The organism is Paenibacillus rigui (assembly GCF_002234615.1).
Taxonomy (GTDB): Bacteria; Bacillota; Bacilli; order Paenibacillales; family NBRC-103111; genus Paenibacillus_S; species Paenibacillus_S rigui.
Genome location: NZ_NMQW01000025.1, coordinates 121,970 through 148,237, shown reverse-complemented (window position 1 = coordinate 148,237; position 26,268 = coordinate 121,970). Strand labels below are relative to the sequence as shown.

The window sequence follows — 26,268 nt, the reverse complement described above, 5'->3', positions numbered from 1 at the left end:
GTATGCTATATGCTAGCCTTCCGTCCGTCTGAGCGGGACGTACAAGGTGAATTGGCTCCCCTCGCCTTCCTTGCTCTGAAGCTCCAGAAATCCGCCCAGCAGCTGAGCCAGCGCCCGGCTAATCGACAGCCCGAGTCCGGTTCCGCCGAATCTTCGGCTGATGGACCCGTCCGCCTGGCGGAACGCCTCAAAGATCGCGGACTGCATTTCTTCCGGGATGCCGATTCCCGTATCCTTCACCCGAAAGGCAATCCATTCCTCCTGCTTCCCTTCATGCTCCAGCACTACATGCTCCATACGGAGCGTCACCCTGCCGCTAACGGTAAATTTGAGTGCGTTCGATAGCAGGTTTCGAATAATTTGCTGCAGGCGCAGGGCGTCGGAGTATATCACATCCGGGAGCCCTTCCGCTTCCTCCGTCACGAAATCCAGTCCTTTTTGCTCTGCGACATGGCGAAATTGATGCTCCAGCGCATACGCAATTTCACTCAGAATCACCGTTTCGACCGTTATCTCCATTTTGCCGGCCTCGACTTTGGATAAATCAAGCACGTCGTCGATCAACCGGAGCAGCTCTTGACCTGACGTGTGTATAATGCCAGCGTACTCCACCGCTTCCGCCGGAGACGCCTGCTTGTCCCGGTCCCCGATCAAGCCCGATAATGCAATGATGCTGTTCAAAGGAGTTCTCAGCTCGTGAGACATATTGGCCAGAAACTCCGACTTGTACTGCGACGCCAGCAGCAGTTGCTTCGCCTGATCCTCCAGTTCTTTATGCGCTTCCATGAGCCTGTCCGTTTGCCTTTGCAGGGCGGCGTTCGTATTCTGGATTTCGACGACACGGTAACGCTCAATCTGAAAATCACGCAAAATAAAAACAAAAAACGCACTCAATCCCAAGCTAAGCGGAAGTGCTACAGGCACAATGGTCGACATATATACTTGAAACGGAATAACGCCCAGCACGGCGATATCCAGAAAATTCATCACATTCACGATCACGATGACGATGGTTATTTTTCTGACGAAGCTCCACGGCTTGTTTCTAAGCCATATATTCAGCAGCATACAGACCAAGCCGAGCAGTACCATATTCCAAAAGCCTGCCCAAGCCGCCTGCTGGAGACCGAATGTCAGCCTCGCCAGACCGATCCCCAAGCCTATAACAAAAATCGTCACAGGGCTCGAATAAGCCAAGGTACAAATCAGAAGCGGCACAAACCGCAAATCAAAAATAATATTGTCGGTCAGCTGAAGACCGAATACCATGGTTGCCCATCCGGCACCGATAGCGAGCAATACGGAAAACGCATATTTAAACAGGCCCGATGCTTCGTTGAACCAATATTTATGCAGCAGCATGGCCACGTACACCATCGTTGTCAGTACGCAAATGTTCATTAGAAACACTTTGGAAAACTGCATCATTTCCCCCCTTTTCCCATATCTGAACTGCTCTATTATACCATACGGGCAAAAGGAAATGGCTAAGCGCGCCGCTTAGCCTCTTGGTCTCCTGCTTATTTCAACTGATTCGCAACAAACACCAGCTCCTCCTTGGTCACCTCTCGGGAAGGTGAGGATACATGGTAAATACTCGTTTGTCCGGATTCGGCTTCAAGCCATTGAATATCCTTGTATAAGCCCGTCTCGCTCAGAAAGTTGTTCGCATTCACCGAATAATAAGCATCCTTGCCAGCTACCTGCACTTTCTCGGTGCTAGAGCCCTCCCCCATCCCGAGCTTCACATGGATAGACCGTTCCGGCTCCGTAAGCCGGGTAACAGAGATTTCAATTTGCTCCTGGCGGATATTGGTAAAAAGCAGCCGAGGCGACGCAGCACTTTCCGGGGATGAACCCGTTACTTCCTGCCATGCCATAGGCTTGCCTTCCTCAGCGGCTTTTTTCTTCAGAGGCTCGTAATAGCTCTTTACCTCGGTTGCGGAAACCGGCCCTGTCAAGCTTTCCAGCTCACCGCGGTTGAATTGAAAGCCTTCCGGAAGTGCAGCAGGAAGCTTCACTCTCCCCAAGCTTTGTTCCGCAAGCTGTTTCCACTGATCCAGATCTGTATAAGAAATCGGATGATTGACCCGGATCAGGCCCGTTCCCGCCGGAGCATTCGGAAGCTGGATGGAATCCAATGCGGATATGTATACCCATGCCGATTGTCCAGGGGCTAATTGATCCCTTACCTGCTGCATCGAGTGATAGATTTCCTGTAACTGACCCGTAGTGAATCTCAATTCGGCAGCATTACTCACCTCCATGGAGAAACGATCCGAATACAGACTATATAGCACCGTGGAGCCATAGGCGATTCCGGAGAACAAAAGCAAACAAGCGGCCAGTACGACTACGCGGCCATAAGGTGTCCTACTCCGTAACGCTTTAACGCTGGGGACGTCGTGGGTGGATACACTCTCTTGGTAGATTTGCTCAATCCGCTCATCCAGCTGCAGGGGACGAACCATACTGTCGGCTTCTTGACGAAACTGTACCTTCAATTGCTGTTCGATGGACATAAGGATGCTTCCTCCTGTTCTTTTCTGAGAAAATTCGCTTGAACCCGCAGCTTTGCCAGTGCAGTATGATGCCGCGATTTGACGGTCCCTACCGGAATGTCGAGCAGCTGTGCGATCTCCTCCAATGAATGCTCGTGAAAATAACGCAAAACGACGACGACCCGCTGTTTGAACGGAAGCTTCCGGACGAGACCGATTAATTCGTTCCCCCGCTCCTTTGACAAATGAATCTGTTCCGCATCGGGTGCTTGCGCAGTAAAATCCATCAGCTGTTTGCAGCGGTCCAGCAATCGAAATCGCCGCCAAATCCGCCGGTTCCAGTTGTGCGTCTGTCGAATGGCGATCCCGTTCACCCAAGCAAGAAACGGTTTTTGAAAATGGTAGCTGTGCAGTGATTTAAACAGCTCTGCATACACTTCATTCACGACATCGCATGCATCCTGCCCGCCGACAAGAAAATGAACCGTTTGAAACACGTGATCTTTGCTGTAGTTATAGATCGTCCGGAACGCCTCTTGATCCCCCGTATTTACACGTCGAATCCATTCGTGCAGTTCAGCTTCCAGCATCGGCTTTGCCTCCCTTCTTGTAAATTACACTATATATTGGTCTCGGGCTGGAAAAAGGTTCATTTCGCGCCTTACTTGTATTTAAGGGGTTCCTTTGTTATGATCGAAATACGAACATATGTTTCCATTCCTATTACAATGGGTGATACAATGAATCCCTTTTCCAATTCAAGCACAAAACCGATGCAATATGAACCTGTGGCAGCGAAATCGATTCTCAACCCGGTCAAAGCTTCCTCAATGCCCTTCGATTGGTCGATCAATCCATACCGCGGCTGCCAGCATGGCTGCAGCTTCTGCTATGCCCGCTCCACACACTCCTTCCTTGGGCTGGAGGCCGACGATACATTCCAGCGCCACATTCTTCTAAAGGAGGGCGCTCCCGGGGTGTTAAGAGAGCAGCTTCGCAAGCGGCAGCGCAGCCGGAAAGGTCTGGAGGGCCTTGGCCCTGTGGCAATCGGTACGGCAACCGACCCGTACCAGCAGATTGAAGCCAGAGCCAAGCTGACCAGAGGCTGTCTGGAGGTGCTGGTCGAGTATCAGGTGCCTGTAACCATTACGACCCGCTCGCCGTTAATTCTGAGGGACCTGGACCTGCTGAAGCAGCTCCCCGTCTCCTCGGTCAATATCAGCTTGTCTACCCTGAACCGTACCGTGTGGCGGCAGTTTGAGCCGTTCACGCCGGCTCCCGCCCAGCGTTTGAAGATGCTGAAGCAATTAACGGACGAGGGGATTCCCGCAGGCATTTTCACGGCGCCGATTCTCCCTTATCTCACCGATCAAGTGGAGGACTTAACCGAGCTGATCGCCTCCGCCTCCGAGGCCGGCTCCCAGTTCGTCATGCCCTCCTTCCTGCGGTTCAGTACCTCGGAGGTCAAGGTGTGGTTCTTCCAGACGCTTCAGCAGCATTACCCGCACCTTGTTGAAAAATATGCACGGCTGTACGCGTCCTCGCAATCTGTGCCGTACAGCTTTCGCGCCCCTGCGCTGGAGGCTATCGATAGGCTGCTTTGGCGCTATCCGATGCGTTCGAGAAAGCCCGAACGGCAGGAGGCACACCTCGGCACGGGCCCGTTGCGGCCCGATCCGGCAGCGGCGCCCTCGGCAGAAACAGCTGCCGGAGCTGCCGGAGCCGAATGCTGCGAGCCTGTGCAGCTAACGCTGTTCTAGCCTGTCACATACAGCGTAAATGCTGCACCGTCCGTCCTTCAATGAGGAGCTCGCGGCATTCCTTTCTTGGCCGGACATGAGAAAACCTTTATCGAAGCGTCTCGAAGATGAGCGGCCGCGTTCAGCGGTTGGTTTTATCGCCAATAACAATTTTGTTTGCCGCTTCATCGAAAAAAAACGCCATCCCTCCTGACCCCAAGGGCAGAAAGGATGGCGCTGTCTATTTCTAATTTTAAACCGGATTCAGCTCAAGCTGGTCATCCTCTTCTTTATTGAACGCATCCCGGTCGAACTCGCCTTCCGAGTTGGCTACCAGTACGGAGCAGACGGTCGTTCCGGTCGCATTCACCGCTGTCCGGCCCATATCCACCACCGCATCGATGGCCAGCACCAGACCTAAGCCTTCCACAGGCAGCCCGAGCGCAGTCAGCACGACGGTCGTGGAAATTGCCGCAGGACCCGGCACGCCCGCTACACCGATCGAGGAAATCATGCTCACGACAACAATCAGAATATATTCGGAGATACTGAGCGGCACGTTATAGACGCGTGCTACGAAAATCGCTACAACCGCAGGCCATACCCCGCCGCAGCCGTTCATATTCATCGTCGCGCCAAGAGGCGCCACGAAGCTTGCAATACGGGAAGATACGCCGAGACGCTTCGTAATCACCTCCAGATTCACCGGCAGGGTGACATAGCTGCTGCGAGTCGTGAACGCAACGGCGATCGTCGGGTACGCCTTCCGGAAAAATTTGAACGGATTCACCTTAGCCACGAAAGAAATCAGGCCGCCGAACGTAACGACGAAATGAATCAGCAAAGCGACATACGTAGCGAGAATGACTTTAACCAGCGGCGCCAACGTTTCCAAGCCGTATTTGGCCGCCATCGTTCCGATCAAGGCGTATACGCCGTAAGGTGTCAAACGAATGATGTATTTGGTCACCTGGTGCATAATTTGTGCGAACGATTCAACGAACTGCTTCACCGGCTGCACGATTTCCGGTTTCTTCGAGCCGACATGCACCATGGCTATCGCCACGAAAATCGCGAAGATGAGAACAGGTACGACCTTGCCGCCTGCCATATCGCTGATCGGATTGGTTGGAACCAGATCGAGAATCACCTGCGAGAAGGTCGGAATGTCGCGAGGCTTGAAGTTTTTAGGCACCGCCTGTTCAATGCCTGCACCCGGATCGAAAGCCAACGCAACGAGAAGCCCGATCAAGGCTGCAATTCCCGTTGTTATGAAAAATAAGGAAATCGTCTTGATTCCGATTTTACGCAGATGCCCCATATTCGATATGGAGGTAATACTATTGATAACAAGCACGACAACCAATGGAATGACGAGCATTTTCACCAGGTTCACATAGATGGTGCCGATGGTTCCTACGCTGGTCGCGTCGAATTTGAAAGTGTTAAAGAAAATCCCTGCCGCCAAACCGAGGCCCAGTGCCAGCAGCACGCGCGTTCCGAAGCCAACGCGTTTTCTCGCCAATAAATAAAGAATACCGATAATAACAACGGAAATTAGCAAGCTGATCCAGTTGGATTGGATGGCTGTAATCAAGTTGTTCTTCATGTGACTCATCCCCCTGTATACCCTACTAATTCAGTAGGAATTATGCGTTAAAAGAATAGTACTGCCAATCGTTCCGACTGTCAAGTAAATTTCCAATAAAATATTTAACACTAAAGCTTTAAGGAAAGCCCCTCCTGTCATGAAAGGCTTTGACTCCCCTTCCCAAAACGAATATGATGAAGTAAGAACCGAGGTGAATCATATGGTGAAAAAAAGAAAGCCCCTCTCCTCTTCGGCGCCTGCCTCCCAGGATAAGGATCAGCCTGCAACCTTGAAGGATTTGCTCGATCCTGAGATTCTGAATAAGCTGAAGGCTCAAGCGGATCAGATGAAAGCAGAGGAAGCCGACAAGCGGGAAAAAGAAAGAAAGCAAAAGGAAGAAGCCCGGAAAGCCGAACAAAAGCGTCTGGACAACAGCTTCGAGCATTTGCTTGCCAACAGCTCTATGGATTGGAAAAAATATAAATAAACCATACACGAACAGGCTGCCGCGGGGCAGCCTGTTCTTTCCAGTTCCAACAAGCATACGCTTATTGAACTTATCGAGCTCAAATTCATTTCATCAGCACACGTGCTGTCCCAACAGCCAAGTTATATATTCCTATTCCAGAGGTGAGCGTCCTATGCCAATTCATCTTCAGACCCAGCTGTGTGAGCTGTTCCGTATCCGCTACCCGATCTTCCTGGCCGGCATGGCCGGCGGCCCTTCCACTCCGGAGCTTGTTGCTGCCGTATCGAACGCCGGAGGGCTCGGGACGCTGGGGGCAGCCTATATGGAGCCGAAGGCCATCGGAGAGGCGATCGATGCCATCCGTCGGCTGACAGACGCCCCTTTCGCCGTGAACTTGTTTGTGTACACGGCGTCCGACAATAACGAACGCATCCTGGAGGTGCAGACCGGGCTGAACGAGCTGAGGGACGAGCTGGGGATTCCGCATGCAGGCTTCGAGCCGGTGCGTACGCCGAACCGGTTCGAGGAGCAGCTCGCTGTCTTGTTCGACAAGAACGTGCCGGTGATCAGCACGGCCTTCGGGCTGCTCTCCGCAGCAGCCCTGAGGGAAGCGCGGCACGCCGGCATCCGCACCGTGGCCATGGTGACCACGGTGCGCGAAGCCTTGCTCGCCGAGCAAGCCGGCTGCGACGCCATCGTCGCCCAAGGCACCGAGGCAGGGGGACATCGGGGCACCTTCGATGTCAGCGAGCAGCCGATGGGCGCCAACGTCGGCACCTTCGCTTTGGTGCCGCAAATCGTGGACAGCGTGAAGCTGCCTGTCCTCGCCGCCGGAGGCATTATGGACGGGCGCGGGCTGGTCGCAGCCCTTGCCCTTGGGGCGCAGGGCGTCCAGCTGGGCACCCGCTTCCTCACGGCGGCGGAGTCCGGCGCCCATCCGGCGTACCAGCAAGCGCTGCTTGCGGGTACGGAGGAGAGCACCGTCCTCACCCGGGCCTTCTCGGGACGACCGGCCCGGGGCATCGCCAACCGGTTCATCCGACGCTGGGACGCAGGCGGGATTGAACCGCTTCCTTTTCCAACGCAAAATACGCTGACGCGGGATATCCGCAATGCAGCGGCAAGCCAAAGCCAATCGGACTATATGTCCCTCTGGTCGGGCCAGGGGGCCCGTCTGCTCCGCTCCGGCCAAACCTCGCAGCAAATTATCGAGGAAATCATCCACCAGGCTAATCATTTACTGCATTAACCAATAGTAAGGCAGCCTCTATGCCTGCCTTGCTTCCAATCTTCTCGCGACTAGCGACAGGCTGTAATTGACTGCAAAATACATGACGGCCGTCAGCAGCAGAATCGGAATCACGAAGTTCGCATCCTGCCCGTTAATAATTTGCGCATTATGCATCAGTTCTGCGAGTGAAATAACGACCGCAAGCGACGTGTCCTTCAACAGCGAAATAAACTGGCTGACCATGGGCGGCACCATTCGCCGCAAGGCTTGGGGCAGTACGATATAACGCAGCGTTTGGATGTAAGTCAATCCTGAAGAACGGGCGGCTTCTATCTGTCCTTTATCAATCGAGTTCAATCCGCTGCGTACGATCTCGGAGATCATCGCGGCTTCAAATACGGTCAAAGCGGCGATGGCCGCACTTTCCACACTCAGCTTCACACCGATTTCCGGCAGGGCGAAGTACGTAAAGAAAATAATAAGGAGCAGCGGCAAATTACGAATCGTCTCCACAAACAGTGCCGCAAGCTGCGATACCCCGATGAGCTTTGTATAGCGAACGATCCCAAGCAAGCAGCCTGCAATAAAACTAAGTACAATGGCAACGATTGATACCTTCAACGTAATGCCAAGCCCCATCAGCAGAAATCGGATATGCTCCCAGCTGTACGCATCGATAAAATTCACCCGGCATCCCTCCTTTCGCGGCCTCTAATGCTGTCTCGCCATGCGGCGCTCCAGATACGCAACGCCAAAGCTAAGCGGGATCGTAATCACCAAATAAAACAGTGCCACGAAAATATAGACACTGAACGTCACGAAAGACTTCGTCGAGATTAAATCCGCATAGTACATCAAATCCAAACCGGCCACCACGCTAAGCACAGACGAATTTTTAACCAGGTTAAGGAATTGGTTGCCCAGTGGCGGGATAACGATTCGCATCGCTTGCGGCAGCACGATATAGCGCATCGTTTGGGCATAGGTTAAGCCTGAGGAACGCGCTGCTTCCGTCTGACCTCTCGGAATCGCCTGAATACCGGCACGAACGGCCTCCGCAATGAAAGCGGATGTATAAATGGACAATCCAAGCGTGCCCGCCGCAAAACCGCTTAGCGGAAATCCAAGCGAGGACGGCCCCAGGAAAAACAGGAATACAATCAGCAGCAGCGGGATATTCCGAATAAACTCCACATAGGCCGCTCCCAGCACATTCAACGGCTTTACCGGACAAATGCGCAGAACCGCGACCACCGTCCCCAAAATAAAGCTGGCAATCAGCGCGATGATGCTTGCCTCCAGTGTGTGGATGAAGCCCTCCATATACATCGGGCCATATTTCTCCAACAGCTTCAAGTCGAACAGCTTCTCCAACGTACCGTCCCTCCTCGCTCCTTTTGCTGCAAGTCCAATTTATTACTGCCCGGCTTCACGAAAGTCCCAGAAAAAGTTACAGCTGCATGGGAGGCCACTGAAAACGGCACCGCTGCATGTACAGATCGTTCTTCCGATCGCCCGCTTTTAGCAGGTATAATCCAGGGACAAAGACGAACGCATACGCTTCTGCAGAACGATTCTGTCCACTTCGCTACTTTTTTCAGTGGCCTCCTGCATGGACGGATGATCATTCTTCAACTTGGCGCTTCTCCGGAACGATCGATTCCCCCGCTCCGCTCCCTTGCGTGCATATTCACCGACTTATAGGCTGCGAATCTGACAATAGGATGAACAGCCCTTACAAGGCCATTCATCCTGGGGTCAAGCGATATGCAGCGGTTAGGGGGCCGGCTTTTCCCCGATCCACTTCTCATACGTCTTGTCGTACTCCCCGCTGGCTTTCATCGCCTTCAGGAAGTCGTTCACATATGTAACGAAGCCCGTGTCGCCCTTGCGGATTGCCATGCCGTAAGGCTCATCCGTAAATGTACCGCCTACGACCTGGTAGTTGGGGTCCTGCTTCATCATGCCGTACAATATGGCATTATCGGTCGTCAAGGCATCCCCTTGACCCGCCTTCAAGGCCGTGAATGCCTCCTGATAATTTTCGAACTCCAGCACAGTGGCATCAGGCGACTTTTTGCGAATATTGTCTGTGGATGTGGAGCCTTTGACGGCAAGCACCTTCACACCCTTTTTCACGTCAGTCACGGATTGAATCGGGCTGCCTTTTTTGACCAGCAGGGATTGCCCGGCTTTGAAATATACATCCGAGAAATCAACCTCCTGCTTGCGCTCCTCTGTGATGGTCATCGTAGCGATGATCATGTCGATATCGCCGTTTTTCAGCAAAGGAATCCGAGTCTTGGACGTTACTTCCTTCAGCTCGACTTTGTTCTCGTCACCTAATATTTTTTTGGCGAGCGCTTTGGCCATATCAATATCGAAGCCCTCTACCTTACCTGTTCCGGGGTCCTTGAGCCCGAACAGCTTCGTATCATACTTCACGCCAACGACAAGCTTGCCGCGCTTTTGAATGTCCTCGAGCGTTTTACTTGCCGTCTTCCCCGGTTCCGATTTCCCTGCATCGCCATTTGTCTTAGGCGGGTCGGCCGGAGCTGGCGTAGTCGTTTCCTTGGATCCGCAGCCTGCCATCATCAGAGCAGCAAAAACCATCATCAAGGTAATCGAAAACCAAAACTTCTTTCTTAGCATTGCGCATGTCCCCTCTCCACTATATATCAGATCGCCAGAAGTACCGGCACCTTGTGCCGCTTCTCGCGTGTGTTAACCTACGTTCTTAGCATTAGCATGCGAAGCCCGCTCAGCCATGCAGCAGCCGGCTCAAAAACAGCCGGGCCCGCTCCTCCCGTGGATTCGAGAAAAACTCCAGCGGCACCGCTTCCTCCACAATCTGACCCTGATCCATGAACACAACCCGGTCGGCCACCTCGCGGGCAAAGCCCATCTCATGGGTGACGACAACCATGGTCATTCCCTCGTGAGCCAGATCCTTCATCACATCAAGCACCTCGCCGATCATCTCCGGGTCCAAGGCCGAGGTCGGCTCATCAAAAAGCATGATTCGGGGCTTCATCGCAAGCCCGCGAGCAATGGCTACGCGCTGCTGCTGCCCGCCGGATAGCTGAGACGGGTAAGCACCCGCCTTCTCGGGAATACCTACCTTGCGCAGGTAGTGCATGGCCGTCTCCACCGCTTCCCCCCTGGGAATGCCCCGAACCTTCATAGGAGCCAGGGTAATGTTGTCCAACACCGACATATGCGGATACAGATTGAAATGCTGGAACACCATACCGATATCCCGCCGGAGCCGGTTCACGTTCGTTTTTTTGTCGTGAAGCTGGACATCTTGTACAACTAATTGTCCGTCCGTGATCGGCTCCAGCCGGTTAATACAGCGCAGCAGCGTGCTTTTCCCCGAACCGGACGGCCCGATAATGACGACAACCTCGCCCTGTTGAATGGTCAGTGAAATTTGTTTCAGTACGTGAAATGATCCGAAATGCTTATTCACATTGCGAAATTCAATCACAGGCGGCCTCCTTACCTTATTCGATGATAGTCAACGGATCATGGAAGCATTTGTTAACATGAATATGTCACAGCCCGCTTTGACCCTCAAGAAAAATGACTTATATAAACCTATTACCCTAGCTTCCAAAATATGACTCATGCGCATTACACCAAAGATTTCCACCTATAGCAGCAGCCTTAACGGGCATTCTATATAGTGCAGCAATCAAATTCAGCGAAAAGGAAGATAATCTCACATGGCTCAGCTCTTATACATTACCGCCCATCCGAACGATGATACCCAATCCTTCAGTATGGCGGTCGGAAAAGCTTTTATCGATGCCTATCGCAAGGCTCACCCGAACGATGAAATCGTCACACTCGATCTGTACAACACCGATATCCCGCATATCGATGCCGATGTTTTCAGCGGATGGGGCAAGCTGCGTTCCGGCAGCTCCTTCGACCAGCTTTCCCAGGAGGAGAAAAACAAGGTTTCCCGCCTGGGCGCGCTAACCGACCAATTCGTAGCAGCGGATAAATATGTCTTCGTATCCCCGATGTGGAACTTTTCATATCCGCCGATCCTGAAGGCATATATCGATTCGATCTGTACGGCGGGAAAAACATTCAAATATACCGAGAACGGCCCGGTCGGTCTGCTGCCGAATAAAAAGGCGCTCCATATTCAAGCAAGCGGCGGTGTCTATTCCGAGGGCCCTGCAGCAGCTATGGAAATAGGGCACAAGCATCTGGGCATCATTATGCAGTTTTTCGGCATTCCTTCCTTCGAGGGGATTTTCGTAGAGGGAATGAACCAATTCCCTGACCGTGCGGAGGAAATCAAAACAAAAGCGATAGACAAAGCCGTATCCCTCGCTTCAACGTTCTAAAAAAGCTTCTGGGTTTGCAAAAACAGGCACGCATCCTCCTTAACGGAAGATTCGTGCCTGTTTGTCGCTTTCCCGTCATAACGTAATTCGTTAAGCAGGCTCTCTCAAGCGCACATATAGTGTATCCACAACAAAAACGCAGAAGAAGAAGTCAGGAATGAATTTAAGCATTCCAGCTTGTACGGATCTGCTGCCGGCAGCTGCTATACCTTTTGTAAAAACGTATGCTCGCTGTTCAGCTCAGGCCGCCAGCAGTTCGACTGCCTCACCTGCAGCCGCCGGTCCACCAGCCTAAGCTCCCCCTTGGACTCAAGGAAAGCGCGCACCAAACTTACGCCTGTTCAGAAACGGCACGAATGGCACAGCAAGAGAAGGTGAAGCCATTATGCCCCAAGGGCAGCACGAGATAGGGAACAAAAAGACGCCTCCAACACCGCCAGACAGGCGGGATGGAAGCGTCTTTTTGTAATAACAAATGGCCTTTCATCCGTCCGCTCAGTTCTTGCCCGGGACGTAATCAACGACCTTGTCTTCGCTGACTTGCAGCTGATCCTCAAGCAGCTTCTCATTGGCTGCATTGAACTCTTCCCGGCTCAATGCCGGCTGCCCTTCTTCGGTCAAGCTTGCGTTTGTCTTTCTTACGGCTTCTTCTTCATGAAGTCCCATAACCCACACTCCCTTTTAGTCCGGGAAACCGCCTCGCCCCGAGTCCTTTTGACCCGGGAGAAAGCCATTCCTCTTCCTACCACGTTACAGGGATAATATGGACAAGAAGGCATGGAATTATGCCAGCGGCAACCCGCCGATTAGAAGCGTTCGTGAATCACTTGCTCTTGCAAAGGCAGACGGTCCGTCGCACGACCCGGCGCTTGGGCCTTTCCGATCGGAAGAAGCATAATTGGCACGTAGCGAGCTGGAATATTGAATTCCTTGATAAGGGCTTCTTTGCTGTATCCACCCATTGGAACCGTATCATAGCCTTTCACTCGCGCAGCCAGCATCAGCTGCATCGCCGCCAAGGAAGCGTTAAGGAAGGCTTCGTCTCTGCCAAGACCAGGGTTATTCTGGTAGGCGCCGTTAATTTGACCCAGCATCATCTCACGGATTTGCTCCGTTGCATTCTCATATACTTTCGGAGCGACGAGATTGGCCTCCAGATCGCCTAATACGACGACAACGACCGATGCATCAACCACTTGCTGCTGATTGTATGCGATAGGCAGGAGCTTCTCTTTATTGGCTTGCTCGCGGATCACAAGGAAACGCCAGTGCTGCAAGTTCCAGGAGGAAGGCGCACTTGCCGCAAGCTCCAAAATTTCGTTCAATTCCGCATCGGGAATTGTGACTCCAGGCTCATATTTACGAACGGAATGACGGGATAAAATCAATTCCTCTGCGCTCAATTGCTTCTCAGTAAGGCTCATTAATAAACACTCCTTTTCATGTATCGTGCATTTCCAATAAGATCATATCACAATTACTTACTTATGTTAAGTAACTAGGTTTATGTAAACAATCAACCACCTGCTTCATTGTTTACAAGAGCCTTTGATTAGATTCACCCTCTCCCACAGGATTATGTAACGCCTCGCCTGTTAATGACTGGTGCTCTGAACCTGTTTCCTATAACTAATATTCTCCCTAAAAGAAGACCTTTCTCCACGCGGAGAAAGGCCCTGTTTAAACTCCGGTTATACATTGAACCGGCTATACTTTGAACTTGATAACCAACTGATGCAAGTCTTCCGAAATCCCGGATAACGCATTGGCTGAAGAGGTTATCTCCTGAATCGAGGCAAGCTGCTGCTCCGTCGTTGCTGCGACCGTCTGAGCCAAGCCTGATGTCTGCTCCGCAATTTGCCCCATGCTGAGCACCGTTGCGGCAACCTCCTCGGAGCTTGCCGACATTTCCTCCGCCGCTGCTGCCGCTTCCTGAATGCGCTTGGATAATTCGCCTGTGGAATGTACAATAAGCCCGAACGTGGCTTGGGCTTGCTCCACAGCAACCAGCCCCTCGTTCACCTCAGCCAAGCCCTCTTCCATCGACCGGACGGCTTGTCCTGTACTTAAGCGGATGCCCTCAATGACCTGATTGATCTCTTGAATGGAGCTTGCCGTCTGATTCGACAGCTTGCGTATTTCGCCCGCAACAACCGCGAAGCCTTTCCCTTCTTCCCCCGCTCTGGCCGCTTCAATCGCCGCATTCAGCGACAACAGATTGGTCTGCTCCGCGATCTCACCGATAAACAAGGAGATTCGGTTAATGTTATGCGAGTGCTCTTCCAAATTGCGGATCACGTCGCCTGCCTTGCCTACCGCTTCGCTGATCGTTTGAATTTTGTCCGATGCCTTCCGAATCGACTCGGCTCCTTGCTCCGCCTGCTGGGAAGCTTCATTCGATATCTCCGCGACATCCGATGTCGTTTCCGCTATGCGCTGTATGCCGATAGCCATTTCATCCATAGCCCGGCCGCATTCCATCGCGTTCTGCGCTTGATTCTCCGAGCCTGCGGCCACATCCTGAATGGAGCTTGTGACATGCTCGGATGCCGATGCGTTCTGCTCAGAGCTGGCTGACAGCTCCTGGGCCGATGCCGCTACAAGATTCGAGGCTTCCTGTATTTGCAGCACGGAGGACCGTAACGAATGGGACAAGCGGTTCACTGACGTAACTAGTACCCCAATCTCATCGTTGGACGCATGCCGGATTGCGTTTCCTGTCAAATCGCCCATGGAGAGGTGCTCCAAGGCCTGGGATGCCTGCACAATCGGCCTCGAAACGATCCTTGTAACCATATATGCGATGAGGACAACGAGCAGAAAGGCAATTACGATCAGCACGATAAATTCAATCACGCTTTCCCGATGTAAGGCCGCGCTATTCAGCTCCGCCTGGATTGCACCCTTATGATTATACTCTACGATGACGGCGATGCTGTCCTGCACGTCCTGGAACGCCTTGGATACCTCGGCACTCGCTTCCGCTGACGCACCTTGTGCCTTAGGACGGCTATTAACTTCCTTGAACGTATCCCACCTGGCTTTCAGTTGTTTTAAATTTTCTCTGTCCTGGGCGTCTGCGACGGAAGCTTCATAAGCAACCAATTTCGCATCAATATCCGCATACGTAGCGGCCAGCTGTTTTGTAAATTCTTCTTGCTTGGCCGGATTTTTCTCCAGAAGCCGCTGGTAATACAGCGTCAGGATGTGCTCCTTCGAGAAATTAACCTGGTTCGCGACCTCCGTTCCGATGAGCCAGCTTCTAGTAATTTCCTTTGTGTTGTTTTGCAGCGCATTCATATTTCTGAGATCCATCCACCCCATAATGCCCATCATGAGCAGGATGCAGGCAAATGCGGCTACAAGCTTTCTTCCAATCGTCCACGACATCAACTTTGACCCCCCAAGTAAATAAAACAGTCCTTCAGTTTCTCCTCTTATCATAATAAGAATTGTTTAGTTTTTTTATTTGAATTGTATTTGCTATCTATGAATTTCACTCATAGTTGTCTAACAATTAGGCTTATTCTACAATGAAAAGAAAAGGGGGAATTGAAATGAGTATCAAATGGGACGGGCACACCCACACCCGGTTTTGCTACCACGGCAGCAGCGCGCCTCAGGAGGAATACTTGGAGCAGGCGATTCAGCAAGGCTTCGAGCGGTATACGATCAGCGAGCATCCGCCGCTGCCGCAGGGCTGGGTAGCTGACCGGAAGCTGTTCGAGGAGCTGGCCATGCCGGAGGAGGAGCTTCCGCAATATATCCGTTACGCGCAGCAAATGAAGACCCAGTTCAGCGGACGCCTCGACGTAACTGTCGGGCTTGAGCTGGATTACTTGCCGGGGAGGCTGGACTACACGGAGCAGCTAGTGAGCCGGTGGCAGCAGGACCTGGAGGATGTCGTCTACTCCGTTCATTATTTGCCCGGCAAAGAAGGCATGCGGTGCATCGATTTCACTGCGGATGATTTCCGCGAAGGACTCCTGTCGTACTATGGCACGATGGAGCGGGTTGTCGAGGAATATTACGATCATGTGGAGGCTGCTATCGAGTGGGCGGCTCAGCTGCCCATGCGCAAGCGGATCGGTCACATCAACCTGATCGAGAAGTTCAGGCTGGCCCTCCCCGAAATTGATGAAGCCCACATTCGGCGCCGCCTGGAAGCGATCATTCCGAAGCTTGCACAAACCGGCGTCGGCATCGATGTGAACACGGCGGGCTTGCGCGTCGCCACCTGCGGCAAGCCCTATGCGCCGGACTGGTTTATCCAGCAGTGCAGACAGCAGGGCATTGCCTGCATCTACGGCTCCGACGCCCACAAGCCGGAGCATGTCGGAACCGGCTGGGACTGGTACGCTGCTTTAGCCTAGAAGAGGCTCAGCCTCAACCCTGCCCTGCTGCGCTGATTTTACTCTTACCGCGCATAGACCATCGTCCTGCCGCCGATACGGCCAATAACCGTACCCGCGGCAGGAGATAGGAGCGGGACCGGCTGCACAAGCAAGGGCGGAAACGGGGCTGTCGCCGTCACGGAAGGAGGGGCTCCCGTATCCTGCTGCCCGGTGTCGGCCATTTTCTCCCAATAGCTGAAATCCGGATACGTGACTTGATCCACCAAGTAGGCCGAGACCGTGCTGCCCGGTTTTCTCAGCCTGTTGAGCCGCTCGATGATTTGCTCCTTGGACAGAACGCTGATGCCGTGGCCGAAAAACATCGATTGCTCCATCTTTACGACATTCTCCCCCTGCCACTCCGGCATTTTGGGATCGACATCAGGGTTTTTGAAATACATCACATCCCCCGAAAAAGCCTCCTGCTTGCCATTTACCGTAATCAGCTTCAGGTCGCTGTCGAAATTCCAGGAATACAGAAACAATTCCTTGAACATCTTATCAAACACTTCGTCCCCCAGTATCTCCAAAGCCGCTTTATACAAAATAATAATAATAGCTGTCGCGCATTCGAATCCGTATTGATTCCCGTTGATGAAAATGTCGCGTACCGCCTTGCTTGGAAGCACGTCCTTCTTCAGCAGGAAGCCGCCGTTCTCCTTGCGTATCCAATACTCATCGTTGCATTGGGATTGCTTGAATGTGGCAAAACCCGCAGCGCTATTGTTAAGGGCCATGGCCGCGTCCATAATCGCCACTCTCGCCCTCAATTCGAACTGGAGCGATTTCCAGGAAGGGTATGTAAATTTCGTGGCAAGGTGCTCCTTCTGGTCAAAGATCGCTCTCTCCCGCTCGGTAAGCGAATCCCAATTGACTTTCTCATTCGGATCGGTAAACTTGATCACAACGCAACCCCCGCCTTTCCTAACCGTCTTATCTATCCTATGTGCCGCGTGAAGCAAGAATGATTAAACAAGCGGAATCACGCCTTTCCTTGGGATTTGCCGGATTTCGGGATCTAGGGACGCAAACAAGCCCGGCGGTACGCCCGCCAGGCTCGTTTCATCTGCATCTTATTTCTTTGCTTGCTTTGCGTAAGCTTCCTCGTATTCCTTAATCAGCTTGTCGCCGCCCGCTTTACGCCATTTGTCCACCTCGGCTTGCCAGCCGGCATCGTCGAGCTTACCCATAATGTATTTCGTTTGCGCATCCCAGATCATTTGATCCAGCTCTTTGCCCCGCTCTGTATTCGTAGCGGAGGTGAGGGTCAACGCAGGGTTAGGGACGGCATATTTGCCGTTGTCACGCGTCATTTTCGTTCCCTTTTCACCAAGCGGCGTATCCTTCAATGAAGCTACATTGTAGCCTTCCACGTTGACCATGTTATCGCGGTACGGCTTGATTTCCCGTTGGAATGCCGTCAAATCGGTCATTTCCGTTTTGCCGCCGTCGATATTTTTGTAGTGCTTGTTCTCGATACCGCGAAGCTGCAGCGCGCTCATTTGCGGATCCATCATTTTATCAAGGAAGGTCAGCACCTTCTTCAATTCCGCTTCCGTTTTGACCGACGATTTCGGAATGGCCAGGAAGCCGAAGTTGCCAGGCTCACCTGCCAGACGCGGCCCCTTCGGACCTGTGAAAGGCTCAACATCGAACACCGCCTGAGGATTTACCTTCGTCATGCGGTCCTGAAAGCTTTTGCCGTTATTGGCCACGCCATTCAGCTTCATTGCGACGCGTCCCGAGTCGACCATTTTATCCGCTTCCGATTGATCGAATGCGGCAAAATCCGCATTAATCAGCTTTTCCTCGAACAGCTTGCGGAACAGCTTCATCACATCCACGTATTCTTTGGTCATAAATTCCGGCGTAAATTTGCCGTTATCTACACCCCAGCGGTTAACCCCGCCAAGACCGACTGCAATACGGGTCAGCACCGGCTGCGTACCTTCGTTATACTTTTTGAACAAAACCGTTCCATACGTATCGTCCTTGCCGTTTTTGTCCGGGTCCTTCGTGGCGATAGCTTTCATCACATTGTACCAGTCATCCAGACTGGCAGGGATTTTCAAGCCAAGGGCGTCGAACCAATCCTTGCGGTACACGATGGCCGCACGGCCGATATCCCGGAAATTCGGCACCCCGTACACTTTTCCGTCTACGGAAATGTTCTGATAATATTGCGGGTCCTGTGCGGACAGATTCTTATAATCCTTCAGCAGCGGGCCGATTTCCCAGAACTGGCCTCCCTGAATCGCATTGATCGTCGTAGGTACGTAGTTTACCTTCATGATCTTCGGCATTTCATTGGAGGCGATCATAACGTTGACCTTCTCGTCAAAGGCAGCCTGAGGAATCCATTGAATATCCAGCTTCGTATTCGTATATTTCTCTACCGCCTGCTCGAACTCATTGCCCTTATTCGGAATATCGCCTACCTGCAGCAAAGCCATGTTGATCGGAAAAGGACTGTCATCTTCCTTCCCGCCCGCTCCCGGAGTCGCGGAATCCTTCGCTCCGCAGCCTGCCAATAGACCTGTGGCCAAAGCGCCTGTACATGCCAAAGCAACCCACTTTTTATTGTTCATCTTTCTTCTCCCCCAGTAATACGAATCTTCGTTTTTATTTCTTGTTTACCTTCGCGTACTCGGCCTTGTATTCTTCCATCAGCTTCGCACCGCCGGCTTTTTTCCACTTTTCAATCTCTGCCTGCCAGCCCGCATCGTCCAGCTTGCCCATAATATACTTCGTTTGTGCATCCCAAATCATTTGATCGAGCTCTTTGCCGCGCTCCGAATACGTTGGTGAAATCAAGGTCAGAGCCGGGTTCGGCACGGAGTTTTTCACGTTCTCCTGCGTGATTTTCGTTCCTTTTTCGCCGATCGGCGTGTCTTTGAGCGTTAAGGTGTTGTAGCCGTCCACATACAGCATATTATCGCGGTAAGGCTTTACTTCTCTCTGGAATGTGGTGAAATCCGTGAACTCCGCTTTGCCGTCCGCCGTCTTGGTGTAGTGCTTGCCTTCGATGCCGCGTGTCAGCAGGTTCGCCATGTTCGGCTCCATCATGCTGTCCAGAAATTTCAACAGCTTTCTGACCTCGGCTTCTGTTTTCACTTTCGATTTAGGAATGACATAAATACCGGAGTTGCCTGTTTGTCCCGCTACTTTAATCCCGCTTGGGCCCGAGATCGGCGCCACATCTACAACCGCTTTCGGGTCGTTCTTCGCAAGGCGGTCCTGCTGGCTCTTCGCTGTCGTAGCTACCGCAATCTTAAACCCGACGCGTCCGGCATCGAACAATTTATCCGCTTCCGTTACATCGAATACGGCAAAATCCTGATTTAGCAGCTTCTCTTCATACAGACGCTTGTAAAGCTTCAATACGTCGGTGTATTCCTTGGACGTAAACTCAGGCTCGAAGCTGCCGTTGTTCACCGCCCATTTGTTAGGACCGCCCATACCGACGGCAAAACGTGTGGTCAGCGAAGCTTGACCTTCGTTATATTTTTTGAAAAGAAGCGTTCCGTACGTGTCGTTCTTCCCGTTTTTGTCCGGGTCGTTCAAGGTCATCGCTTTGATCGCGTTATACCACTCGTCAATGGATTTAGGCACCTGCAGGCCCAGCGCATCCAGCCAATCCTTACGGTATACGATACCTACCCGGGCAATGTCCGAAAATACCGGAACGCCGTACAGCTTGCCGTCTACCTTAATGTTGTCGAAGTACTGCGGGTTCTGGGCGGACAAGTTTTTATAATCCTTCAGATAAGGGGTGACATCCCAGAACAAGCCGGACTGCATCCCGCTGATGATGTTCGGTACGTATTGCACCTTCAGAAGCTGTGGCATCTCGTTGGATGCGATCATTACGTTAATCTTATCGTCATAAGCCGAGCTTGGAATCCACTGAATGTCCAGCTTTGTGTTCGTGTATTTCTCGATCAACTGCTCCACTTCATTGCCTTTATTAGGAATGTCGTTTACTTGCTGCATCGCCATGGATATCGCCATCGGACTGTTGTCTTCCTTGGCATCGCTGCCTTGGCTTGTAGCCTCCGGCTTGCTTGCACATCCTGCGATCATCCCCATCGTCATCACTGCCGCACAACAGGTTGCCACCCATCTCTGTTTATTTGCCATTTCACTGCCCTCCACTTATCCTAATTAAATTGTTCTTTAACCGCTTTCAGTGAGCGGCCTGCCTCTCTGACCTTCATTATCCATAATCTGTCGTCGATAAGCTATCCATCGGATTTAACTACTTGTCGAGCAGAGGCGGGAACCCTATAGGTATAAGCATTGAGCGGGATACCATGAGCCAATTTTAACTTGAGCTGTGCCGGATTTAACCTTGGGTTCAATTCAGCATATATGGGGCTTGTTTAGCCTGCAAATGGTAAATTGTTTTACATGTTTTTTTCCGAAACACCCTGTTATAAGAAAAAAATGTGTGTTATAATGAATTATTGGTATAAAAGGAACGTATAATTCACATATTAGAAAGGGTTATCACTTCAGCTTAAAGGGTACTCTTTGTAATGTGTGAATTTTTTTATTCATACAAATATGAGTAACAAATTATTGGAGGGTTTTAAAGAATGGAAACAGGAACAGTAAAATGGTTTAACGCAGAAAAAGGTTTCGGCTTCATCGAAGTGGAAGGCGGCAAAGACGTATTCGTCCACTTCAGCGCGATTCAAGGAGATGGCTACAAATCTCTTGATGAAGGACAACGCGTTCAATTCAATGTTGTTGAAGGCAACCGCGGTCCTCAAGCTGAAAACGTTGTGAAACTGTAAGGTTTCATCTATGGAGAGAACTGCTCCTTGATCGGGCAGTTCTCTTTCAAATTATTTGGCCATCATTGCCTGGAGGAACTTACAGCTTACCATAGGAGGGGTTACATTGTATTTCTCAAAGAAAACCATGGAACCGGTTCAAGAAGAACAAACATCCGTCTGGATGTGCAGTAATGAAGAATGCTCCTGCTGGATGAGAGAAAATTTCTCTTTAGACCGTACTCCGGACTGCCCCATTTGTCATGCTTCCATGGTCAAAAATATCAAAATGCTTCCCCTGCTTCAAAATCACCATCAAAAAACTTATTAACCCCTTTTGGGAATCGATGGATTCCCCGGGTGTACTACGACAAAAGGCACTAACCCCCCAAGGTTAGCGCCTTTTTTGTGCTCATTCGCGGCCCATCCTAATAGATGGCCGCCGCAAAGCGAAGTCCTTTCTCCGATTGCCTATACTTAAGAACCCACCCTGCCGCTGGCATCCATCTTATCCGTGGCAGGCAGCCTCGAGTCGTCGAACTCCGCGTTGTAATTCGGGAGCGTAGACTTGGTTAAATAATCCTGATCGATATATTTGGATAAAAACTGTTTGCCGAACAGCTGGTCATACTGCAGCTCTTTATATTGATTGACGAGCTCCCGGGAAGCCTCGGGCACGGTCTGGTGCAGACCTCCCTCCGCATCCACCACCAGGTCCCTCAAAAGTCCCGGCGTTTGCCGTCTCAGCTGGTCGCCAAGAGCAAACGATGCAGGCTTCTCCATCTGCAGCGTATCCAGAACGAAGGAGCCGAGGAACGAGTCACTTATGGTAGGCACCTGCTGCTTCGGCAGATCCAGATTCGACCACATCACGAAAGGCACGCTATGCATGCGCCGGTTCTCTTCGAGCGACCATTGGGCCGACTGGCTGATCAGGCCGCCTTGCTTATACACATCGTAATCCATCCCCAGCATAGGGAGATGGTCCCCATAGAACACAATGACCGTCGGTTCATCCGACTGCTCAAAATGATCGATGAGCATTTGGAGACTTTGGTCCGCATCATGTGCGCCATGCGTGTACGTTTCGAGAATGCTGCGCGCATCCTCCGTCAGATTCCCCTCGGCTTTAATCGGGTTGCTGTCATAGCGCTTCGCATCGTCATAAGGCCCATGATTCTGCATCGTGACCGCATAAATAAACATCGGCTTCTCGGTGTCATCGACTTCCTTGATAATGCTTCTCGATACTTCGTCATCCGAAATAAAAAATCCCTTGTATTCCGGATTGTCGAAGCGCTCCTTACTCTTGAAGCTCTCGAAGCCCATTTGCTTATATACGTTTTCCCGGTTCCAGAACCAGCCTTCGTACGAATGAATCGCCATGCTTTTATAATCCTTGCTCTCAAAATAGCTCGCCAAGCTTGGCAGCGGCTTATTAATGTATTGCTGATACGGTACCGAGCCGCCCGGCAGGAAGCTCATGGAGTTGCCTGACAGCACCTCATATTCGACATTGCTGGTGCCGCCGCCGAACTGCGGCGACAGCAAGTAGCCGGATGTGGATTCCTTTTGCAGCCGATGCACAGTCGGCACCGGATCTTCGCTGAATTGAACATTGGGCAGCAGTGTCGGATCCCAGAACGCCTCGTTCATAATAAAAATGACGTTAGGCCGCTTCCCTTGAAGCTTTTTTTCAAGCGGAGCCGTCTCCTTGGAGGATACGACGGTCATTGCCGTCTGCGTTGCGGCGATATTTTGCGCTACCGCAGCCATCGAAGGCTCGCTGTATCCTTCCGGCTTGGCGACCACGATGTTCTTCACATTCATCGTAAAAGCGAGCGCCAGCCCGTTGTCGCTGTAATTTTGCTTCTGGTTCCATACGATCTCGTTGGCGCCCATCCGATCCATCCACTGTGTGGCCCAAGGGGTTCGCATGCCGAAGGAATACAGGGCCAGCAGCGACAGGACGCCGACGACAATTCGGCTGCTCCATTTCAGCCTGAGCCGCGGCAGCAGCCAGCGGAGCACGAGCAGAAAGATGATCACGCCGGCAAGGGCGGCGATTCTTTTTAACGCGGAGGGTCCCGTGACTAACGGGATGATGTTCATACTTTCTTTTTTCAAAAATATATCCCACGGAAAGAAAGGCTCTCCAATTAATTTCGTTTTGAAATAGCTGATTAACGCCATCAAGAATAAGAGCAATGCGCTCACGGCCACCCCGGTCATCAGAGAGCCGAACAGAGAGTAACAGACAAGCAGTACAAGCAGATCGAGTGTGCCATTCATGATCGCAAGGTCCCGATGCTGGGTAATCCATCCCACCGTATCGGTCCAAGATCCTCTTTGAATCAACTCTACACCAAGCAGCAACAAGGGGGGGACGGCTAGCAGTAAAATAGTCATTAAGCTGTATCGTACGATCCGGTTCTGTTCCCACCTGGATGGTTGCCTTGCCCGGAAATACGGAAATAGCTTCACCTTCATCACGCTCCTTCAAATCAAAGTACGAGCTTCAACACCCGCTCAAAACATGGACCCTCATTGTACCCGCTCCATATTAAAAGAACCTGAAAATGAACTGAAATGTAAAGAAATTGTTAAGTCATATGAAGAAAAAGGAGACATATGGAAAAATTCCGCGTCTCAGGTATATCCGGAAGTAAATTGGAGCATCCTGTTTAGTAGATTCATAGAATCGGCAGGAGGCGCTTGAGGATGAAACGATCGATCACCCTGATTCTGGTTGCATTCAGCTTGCTTATCGGCGCTTGGGCCGTACACGTACAAGCGCAGACCGTACAGACGGCGGGCAGCGCCAGTCTGCAGCTGCTGCTTCCGGTGTCCAAGCAGGCCATCGGCACGGAGCCGCACCTTATTTTAAAGCATACAAGCACTTATAAAACGTATCCTAATGAAGAAGAATTTCTACGCATCGGGCAGGAGCTGAGCCGGACGTTCGGGATGCCGGAGCAAACCGTCTTCACCCGGGAGCAGGACCATCTCCTGTACAAATCGGAGGCTGCGCTGCAGAACCACGTTCAGTTCACACTGACATGGATCGGCTACGCAGACGGTACCACCACGTTCATGATGACCGCGCAGACGGAAGACGGGGCTGCAAGCGAAGCCAGCGAGCAGTCGATGGTACAGCTTCAGCAGCAGCTGAGCGGCAAGCTTCAGGAGCTGGGGCTGGCGCCCCACTGGAACGTCATCCTGCAGGGCACGCTCTCCGATACGTTCGCAGACACGGAGCAGGATCAGCTCTCCGTCTACCGCTGGCTGTCCGAACAGCTCCAGCTGAAGGAAGTAGGCAGATATCAGGACAAGGGTAGCACCAGCATCTCGTATTACTCCCAGCTTCTGCCTGCCGAGCCGCAAATAAAGAACACCCAGCTAGGCCAGATGAACGTGCAGATTGCTATTCACCGCAACTCCGTAACGAAGGAACGCCGGATCACGATCGGCACCCCGGCCATTTCCGTAGAGTATTGAACGCGAAGCGGTGGCGGTCATATCTTCTCATACAAAGAACAAGACCACGCTCTACCCGAATGTAGAAGCGTGGTCTTGTGTTGTTTTGTAAATGATTTTTGACTATAACGCTTAGTTCATCAGCTGCTCATACTGCAGAAGACGCTTCAGCATGACTGCAGCTTCGGCACGGTTCGCCTTGGCTGCCGGTACGAACGTATCGCCCGTCACCCCGTTGAGGATCCCTGCATTGACGCATTGGGCGACTGCTTCCTTCGCCCATCCACTGATGGAGGAGGCGTCTGCAAAGCGGGACAGCCCTTGCGTATCCGCTGCGGCTCGCTTGCCCGCCGCATGCATTGCGCGTGTAATCATCACCGCCATCTGCTCGCGTGTAATGTTCGCGTTAGGCTGGAACGTCCCGTTCTCGAAGCCTTCCACAAGTCCGGCCTGGCTCGCTGCGCCAATCGCTCCCGTGAACCAGTCGTTCGCTTGCACATCGTTGAATTTCGCAGCATTCACCTCGGTTAAGCCAAGGGCACGAACCAGAAGCGCTGCGAATTCCGCCCGCGTAATTTCCTTTTGCGGTGCATAGCTGCTGTCTGTCGTTCCGTTCACCACCAGCTTGGAGGCGAGCAGCTCGACATCCGCCTGAGACCAGTGTCCTTTCAAATCATCGAACGTTTTGGAGAACTCCACTACCGTATAGATGCTGTTGCCCGGCCGCTTCAGAACAGCCTTGGTCGTTCCTCCTGCTGTGACGAAGGTAGCTGGAACGAAGCTGAACGTACCCGTCGTCGGGTTAAACAGAACCGCAGTCGTTTGGTTCGGATCAACCGGCTGGGCAAGCTCTATCGTCCGGGATACATAGGTACCGCCGAAGTCATGCATCGTCAGCTGCTTGCCGCTGCTGTCGCTTGCAGTGACCGTAAAGTCTACGGCCGGCGCCAGCGGCTTCAAGCCAGCTTGCTGAGCCTTGGCTTCGATAGAGGCTGCGGCAGAGCCGCCTACCTTTTCAATCGTAAGGGTGATTGCCACGTCTTTCGCTGCGCCGCCCAGCTTGCCTGCAAGGGCTGCCGTGTCGATGGCCTGCAGCGGCAGGTCATACGAGGCACCGCCGTATTGCAAGGACAGTACGGCATCCGGAGCTTTCGCTACCAATTGTGCCAGGGAAGCGGCTGGGATCTCTAGCTTGCCGACCGGTTCGCTGCCTTGCAGCTGCAGGGCGGCCCGCATGCCGGATGAGCCATTCGAGGACGCCGCAAGGGCTTCCAGCAGCTGCATCAAAGCGCTGCCCTCGATCTTCGCTTGGGCCGTCGATTTGCCGTCTTCGCCCTTGCCGACAACCGTCGGCAAATTCAAGATTTGCGCACCGTCCTTGGCCGGCTCTACCGTCGGCTCCGGAACAGCTGGGGAACCGCCTCCCGTGCCCCCGCTGCTGCCAGCCTTGTTATCGTTGCTTCTGTGAGGCATGGCGCTCGCTTCCGCGGAGGCTGAGCTTTCGCCGCCTGCATTCGCTGCGGTTACGACATAGTAATACGTGGTGCCGTTCGTCAGGCCCGTGTCGGTGTAGGCGGTAGCTTTCACATTAGAGGCTATCGTCGTATAAGCTCCGCCCTTCGTCGTGCTCCGCTTCACTTTGTAAGAAGCGGCATTCGCCACCCCGCTCCACTGCAGGAATACCTGGGCACTCCCTCCGGTAGCCACGAGGTTCGTTGGAGCCA

At 52.3% G+C, this 26,268-nt stretch carries 25 protein-coding genes and 1 pseudogene; 8 read left to right on the top strand and 18 right to left on the bottom strand.

Annotated elements, in window-relative coordinates:
• Window positions 1-12: 12 nt before the first annotated feature.
• The 3 genes from CF651_RS18465 to CF651_RS18455 all read right to left on the bottom strand — a co-directional run bounded on the left by CF651_RS18465 (window position 13) and on the right by CF651_RS18455 (window position 3,091).
• Window positions 13-1,428, bottom strand: a complete 1,416-nt coding sequence (locus tag CF651_RS18465) for a sensor histidine kinase (protein WP_342746591.1) — start codon at window positions 1,426-1,428, stop codon at window positions 13-15.
• Window positions 1,429-1,520: 92 nt separating this feature from the next.
• Complete coding sequence (locus CF651_RS18460) at window positions 1,521-2,522, bottom strand: hypothetical protein (protein ID WP_094016333.1); 1,002 nt, start codon at window positions 2,520-2,522, stop codon at window positions 1,521-1,523.
• Entirely contained in the window at window positions 2,501-3,091 is a 591-nt protein-coding gene (locus tag CF651_RS18455) for a sigma-70 family RNA polymerase sigma factor (protein ID WP_094016332.1), read from the bottom strand. Before CF651_RS18455 ends, CF651_RS18460 begins: the two co-directional genes overlap by 22 nt.
• A gap of 99 nt (window positions 3,092-3,190) precedes the next feature.
• Between CF651_RS18455 and CF651_RS18450 the strand changes: the two genes are divergently transcribed.
• Entirely contained in the window at window positions 3,191-4,261 is a 1,071-nt protein-coding gene (locus tag CF651_RS18450; protein WP_245856025.1) for an SPL family radical SAM protein, read from the top strand.
• 232 nt (window positions 4,262-4,493) lie between these two features.
• On the opposite strand, the gene CF651_RS18445 is transcribed toward CF651_RS18450, so the two are convergent.
• A complete protein-coding gene (locus tag CF651_RS18445) occupies window positions 4,494-5,849 on the bottom strand; it encodes a dicarboxylate/amino acid:cation symporter (RefSeq protein ID WP_094016331.1) in 1,356 nt (451 codons plus the stop codon).
• Window positions 5,850-6,051: 202 nt separating this feature from the next.
• Between CF651_RS18445 and CF651_RS18440 the strand changes: the two genes are divergently transcribed.
• Both CF651_RS18440 and CF651_RS18435 read left to right on the top strand, forming a co-directional pair.
• Window positions 6,052-6,318 carry a YqkE family protein gene (locus tag CF651_RS18440; protein WP_094016426.1) on the top strand — a complete coding sequence of 89 codons (267 nt, stop codon included), beginning with the start codon at window positions 6,052-6,054 and terminating at the stop codon, window positions 6,316-6,318.
• 154 nt (window positions 6,319-6,472) lie between these two features.
• Window positions 6,473-7,549 (top strand): NAD(P)H-dependent flavin oxidoreductase, encoded by a 1,077-nt coding sequence (locus CF651_RS18435; protein WP_094016330.1) that lies wholly within the window; start codon window positions 6,473-6,475, stop codon window positions 7,547-7,549.
• Window positions 7,550-7,567: 18 nt separating this feature from the next.
• On the opposite strand, the gene CF651_RS18430 is transcribed toward CF651_RS18435, so the two are convergent.
• The 4 genes from CF651_RS18430 to CF651_RS18415 form a co-directional block, all read right to left on the bottom strand.
• Complete coding sequence (locus CF651_RS18430; protein WP_094016329.1) at window positions 7,568-8,218, bottom strand: amino acid ABC transporter permease; 651 nt, start codon at window positions 8,216-8,218, stop codon at window positions 7,568-7,570.
• Window positions 8,219-8,242: 24 nt separating this feature from the next.
• Entirely contained in the window at window positions 8,243-8,860 is a 618-nt protein-coding gene (locus CF651_RS18425) for an amino acid ABC transporter permease (RefSeq protein ID WP_094016425.1), read from the bottom strand.
• 447 nt (window positions 8,861-9,307) lie between these two features.
• On the bottom strand, window positions 9,308-10,183 hold the full coding sequence (locus tag CF651_RS18420) for an ABC transporter substrate-binding protein (RefSeq protein ID WP_094016328.1): 876 nt from the start codon (window positions 10,181-10,183) through the stop codon (window positions 9,308-9,310).
• A 109-nt stretch (window positions 10,184-10,292) separates the two neighbouring features.
• Window positions 10,293-11,021, bottom strand: a complete 729-nt coding sequence (locus CF651_RS18415) for an amino acid ABC transporter ATP-binding protein (protein WP_094016327.1) — start codon at window positions 11,019-11,021, stop codon at window positions 10,293-10,295.
• Window positions 11,022-11,259: 238 nt separating this feature from the next.
• Here CF651_RS18415 and CF651_RS18410 point away from each other — a divergent pair, with 238 nt between their 5' ends.
• On the top strand, window positions 11,260-11,895 hold the full coding sequence (locus CF651_RS18410; RefSeq protein ID WP_094016326.1) for an FMN-dependent NADH-azoreductase: 636 nt from the start codon (window positions 11,260-11,262) through the stop codon (window positions 11,893-11,895).
• 203 nt (window positions 11,896-12,098) lie between these two features.
• Here CF651_RS18410 and CF651_RS33190 read toward each other — a convergent pair whose 3' ends face one another.
• The 4 genes from CF651_RS33190 to CF651_RS18400 all read right to left on the bottom strand — a co-directional run bounded on the left by CF651_RS33190 (window position 12,099) and on the right by CF651_RS18400 (window position 15,285).
• A complete protein-coding gene (locus tag CF651_RS33190) occupies window positions 12,099-12,221 on the bottom strand; it encodes a hypothetical protein (RefSeq protein ID WP_281254487.1) in 123 nt (40 codons plus the stop codon).
• Between the two features lie 169 nt (window positions 12,222-12,390).
• Entirely contained in the window at window positions 12,391-12,561 is a 171-nt protein-coding gene (locus CF651_RS32345; protein WP_179232869.1) for a hypothetical protein, read from the bottom strand.
• 140 nt (window positions 12,562-12,701) lie between these two features.
• Window positions 12,702-13,319, bottom strand: a complete 618-nt coding sequence (locus CF651_RS18405) for a nitroreductase family protein (protein WP_094016325.1) — start codon at window positions 13,317-13,319, stop codon at window positions 12,702-12,704.
• A 283-nt stretch (window positions 13,320-13,602) separates the two neighbouring features.
• Window positions 13,603-15,285: a methyl-accepting chemotaxis protein gene (locus CF651_RS18400; protein WP_179232868.1), complete on the bottom strand. Its 1,683-nt coding sequence runs from the start codon at window positions 15,283-15,285 to the stop codon at window positions 13,603-13,605.
• A gap of 167 nt (window positions 15,286-15,452) precedes the next feature.
• On the opposite strand from CF651_RS18400, the gene hisJ reads away from it, so the two are divergent.
• Window positions 15,453-16,268, top strand: a complete 816-nt coding sequence (gene hisJ, locus CF651_RS18395; protein ID WP_094016323.1) for a histidinol-phosphatase HisJ — start codon at window positions 15,453-15,455, stop codon at window positions 16,266-16,268.
• A 44-nt stretch (window positions 16,269-16,312) separates the two neighbouring features.
• Here hisJ and CF651_RS18390 read toward each other — a convergent pair whose 3' ends face one another.
• The 3 genes from CF651_RS18390 to CF651_RS18380 form a co-directional block, all read right to left on the bottom strand.
• Window positions 16,313-17,194, bottom strand: a complete 882-nt coding sequence (locus CF651_RS18390; protein WP_094016322.1) for a protein-glutamine gamma-glutamyltransferase — start codon at window positions 17,192-17,194, stop codon at window positions 16,313-16,315.
• Window positions 17,195-17,362: 168 nt separating this feature from the next.
• Entirely contained in the window at window positions 17,363-18,877 is a 1,515-nt protein-coding gene (locus tag CF651_RS18385) for an extracellular solute-binding protein (RefSeq protein WP_094016321.1), read from the bottom strand.
• 34 nt (window positions 18,878-18,911) lie between these two features.
• The gene (locus tag CF651_RS18380) at window positions 18,912-20,429 is read right to left on the bottom strand and encodes an extracellular solute-binding protein (protein WP_094016320.1); all 1,518 of its coding nucleotides are present in this window, start codon (window positions 20,427-20,429) and stop codon (window positions 18,912-18,914) included.
• Between the two features lie 458 nt (window positions 20,430-20,887).
• Between CF651_RS18380 and cspD the strand changes: the two genes are divergently transcribed.
• Window positions 20,888-21,088 carry a cold-shock protein CspD gene (gene cspD, locus CF651_RS18375; RefSeq protein ID WP_094016319.1) on the top strand — a complete coding sequence of 67 codons (201 nt, stop codon included), beginning with the start codon at window positions 20,888-20,890 and terminating at the stop codon, window positions 21,086-21,088.
• 55 nt (window positions 21,089-21,143) lie between these two features.
• Window positions 21,144-21,398 carry a cold-shock protein gene (locus tag CF651_RS18370; RefSeq protein ID WP_425436286.1) on the top strand — a complete coding sequence of 85 codons (255 nt, stop codon included), beginning with the start codon at window positions 21,144-21,146 and terminating at the stop codon, window positions 21,396-21,398.
• A 146-nt stretch (window positions 21,399-21,544) separates the two neighbouring features.
• Here the strand turns inward: CF651_RS18370 and CF651_RS18365 are convergent, their stop codons facing one another.
• Window positions 21,545-23,551 (bottom strand): LTA synthase family protein, encoded by a 2,007-nt coding sequence (locus CF651_RS18365; protein WP_245856024.1) that lies wholly within the window; start codon window positions 23,549-23,551, stop codon window positions 21,545-21,547.
• A gap of 237 nt (window positions 23,552-23,788) precedes the next feature.
• Between CF651_RS18365 and CF651_RS18360 the strand changes: the two genes are divergently transcribed.
• Window positions 23,789-24,565 (top strand): YwmB family TATA-box binding protein, encoded by a 777-nt coding sequence (locus CF651_RS18360; RefSeq protein ID WP_094016317.1) that lies wholly within the window; start codon window positions 23,789-23,791, stop codon window positions 24,563-24,565.
• A gap of 111 nt (window positions 24,566-24,676) precedes the next feature.
• On the opposite strand, the gene CF651_RS33295 is transcribed toward CF651_RS18360, so the two are convergent.
• Entirely contained in the window at window positions 24,677-25,435 is a 759-nt protein-coding gene (locus CF651_RS33295) for an S-layer homology domain-containing protein (protein WP_245856037.1), read from the bottom strand.
• A gap of 600 nt (window positions 25,436-26,035) precedes the next feature.
• Window positions 26,036-26,254: pseudogene (locus tag CF651_RS33415) on the bottom strand (fibronectin type III domain-containing protein); the annotation flags it as partial.
• Window positions 26,255-26,268: the final 14 nt, after the last annotated feature.

Excerpts from the sequence above, each read along its gene's own strand:
- CF651_RS18465 (WP_342746591.1), bottom strand. The coding sequence starts at position 1,428 with ATGATGCAGTTTTCCAAAGTGTTTCTAATGAACATTTGCGTACTGACA.
- CF651_RS18460 (WP_094016333.1), bottom strand. The coding sequence starts at position 2,522 with ATGTCCATCGAACAGCAATTGAAGGTACAGTTTCGTCAAGAAGCCGAC.
- CF651_RS18455 (WP_094016332.1), bottom strand. The coding sequence starts at position 3,091 with ATGCTGGAAGCTGAACTGCACGAATGGATTCGACGTGTAAATACGGGG.
- CF651_RS18450 (WP_245856025.1), top strand. The coding sequence starts at position 3,191 with ATGATCGAAATACGAACATATGTTTCCATTCCTATTACAATGGGTGAT.
- CF651_RS18445 (WP_094016331.1), bottom strand. The coding sequence starts at position 5,849 with ATGAAGAACAACTTGATTACAGCCATCCAATCCAACTGGATCAGCTTG.
- CF651_RS18440 (WP_094016426.1), top strand. The coding sequence starts at position 6,052 with ATGGTGAAAAAAAGAAAGCCCCTCTCCTCTTCGGCGCCTGCCTCCCAG.
- CF651_RS18435 (WP_094016330.1), top strand. The coding sequence starts at position 6,473 with ATGCCAATTCATCTTCAGACCCAGCTGTGTGAGCTGTTCCGTATCCGC.
- CF651_RS18425 (WP_094016425.1), bottom strand. The coding sequence starts at position 8,860 with ATGTATATGGAGGGCTTCATCCACACACTGGAGGCAAGCATCATCGCG.
- CF651_RS18420 (WP_094016328.1), bottom strand. The coding sequence starts at position 10,183 with ATGCTAAGAAAGAAGTTTTGGTTTTCGATTACCTTGATGATGGTTTTT.
- CF651_RS18410 (WP_094016326.1), top strand. The coding sequence starts at position 11,260 with ATGGCTCAGCTCTTATACATTACCGCCCATCCGAACGATGATACCCAA.
- CF651_RS32345 (WP_179232869.1), bottom strand. The coding sequence starts at position 12,561 with ATGGGACTTCATGAAGAAGAAGCCGTAAGAAAGACAAACGCAAGCTTG.
- CF651_RS18405 (WP_094016325.1), bottom strand. The coding sequence starts at position 13,319 with ATGAGCCTTACTGAGAAGCAATTGAGCGCAGAGGAATTGATTTTATCC.
- CF651_RS18400 (WP_179232868.1), bottom strand. The coding sequence starts at position 15,285 with ATGTCGTGGACGATTGGAAGAAAGCTTGTAGCCGCATTTGCCTGCATC.
- hisJ (WP_094016323.1), top strand. The coding sequence starts at position 15,453 with ATGAGTATCAAATGGGACGGGCACACCCACACCCGGTTTTGCTACCAC.
- CF651_RS18385 (WP_094016321.1), bottom strand. The coding sequence starts at position 18,877 with ATGAACAATAAAAAGTGGGTTGCTTTGGCATGTACAGGCGCTTTGGCC.
- CF651_RS18380 (WP_094016320.1), bottom strand. The coding sequence starts at position 20,429 with ATGGCAAATAAACAGAGATGGGTGGCAACCTGTTGTGCGGCAGTGATG.
- cspD (WP_094016319.1), top strand. The coding sequence starts at position 20,888 with ATGGAAACAGGAACAGTAAAATGGTTTAACGCAGAAAAAGGTTTCGGC.
- CF651_RS18360 (WP_094016317.1), top strand. The coding sequence starts at position 23,789 with ATGAAACGATCGATCACCCTGATTCTGGTTGCATTCAGCTTGCTTATC.
- CF651_RS33295 (WP_245856037.1), bottom strand. The coding sequence starts at position 25,435 with ATGCATGACTTCGGCGGTACCTATGTATCCCGGACGATAGAGCTTGCC.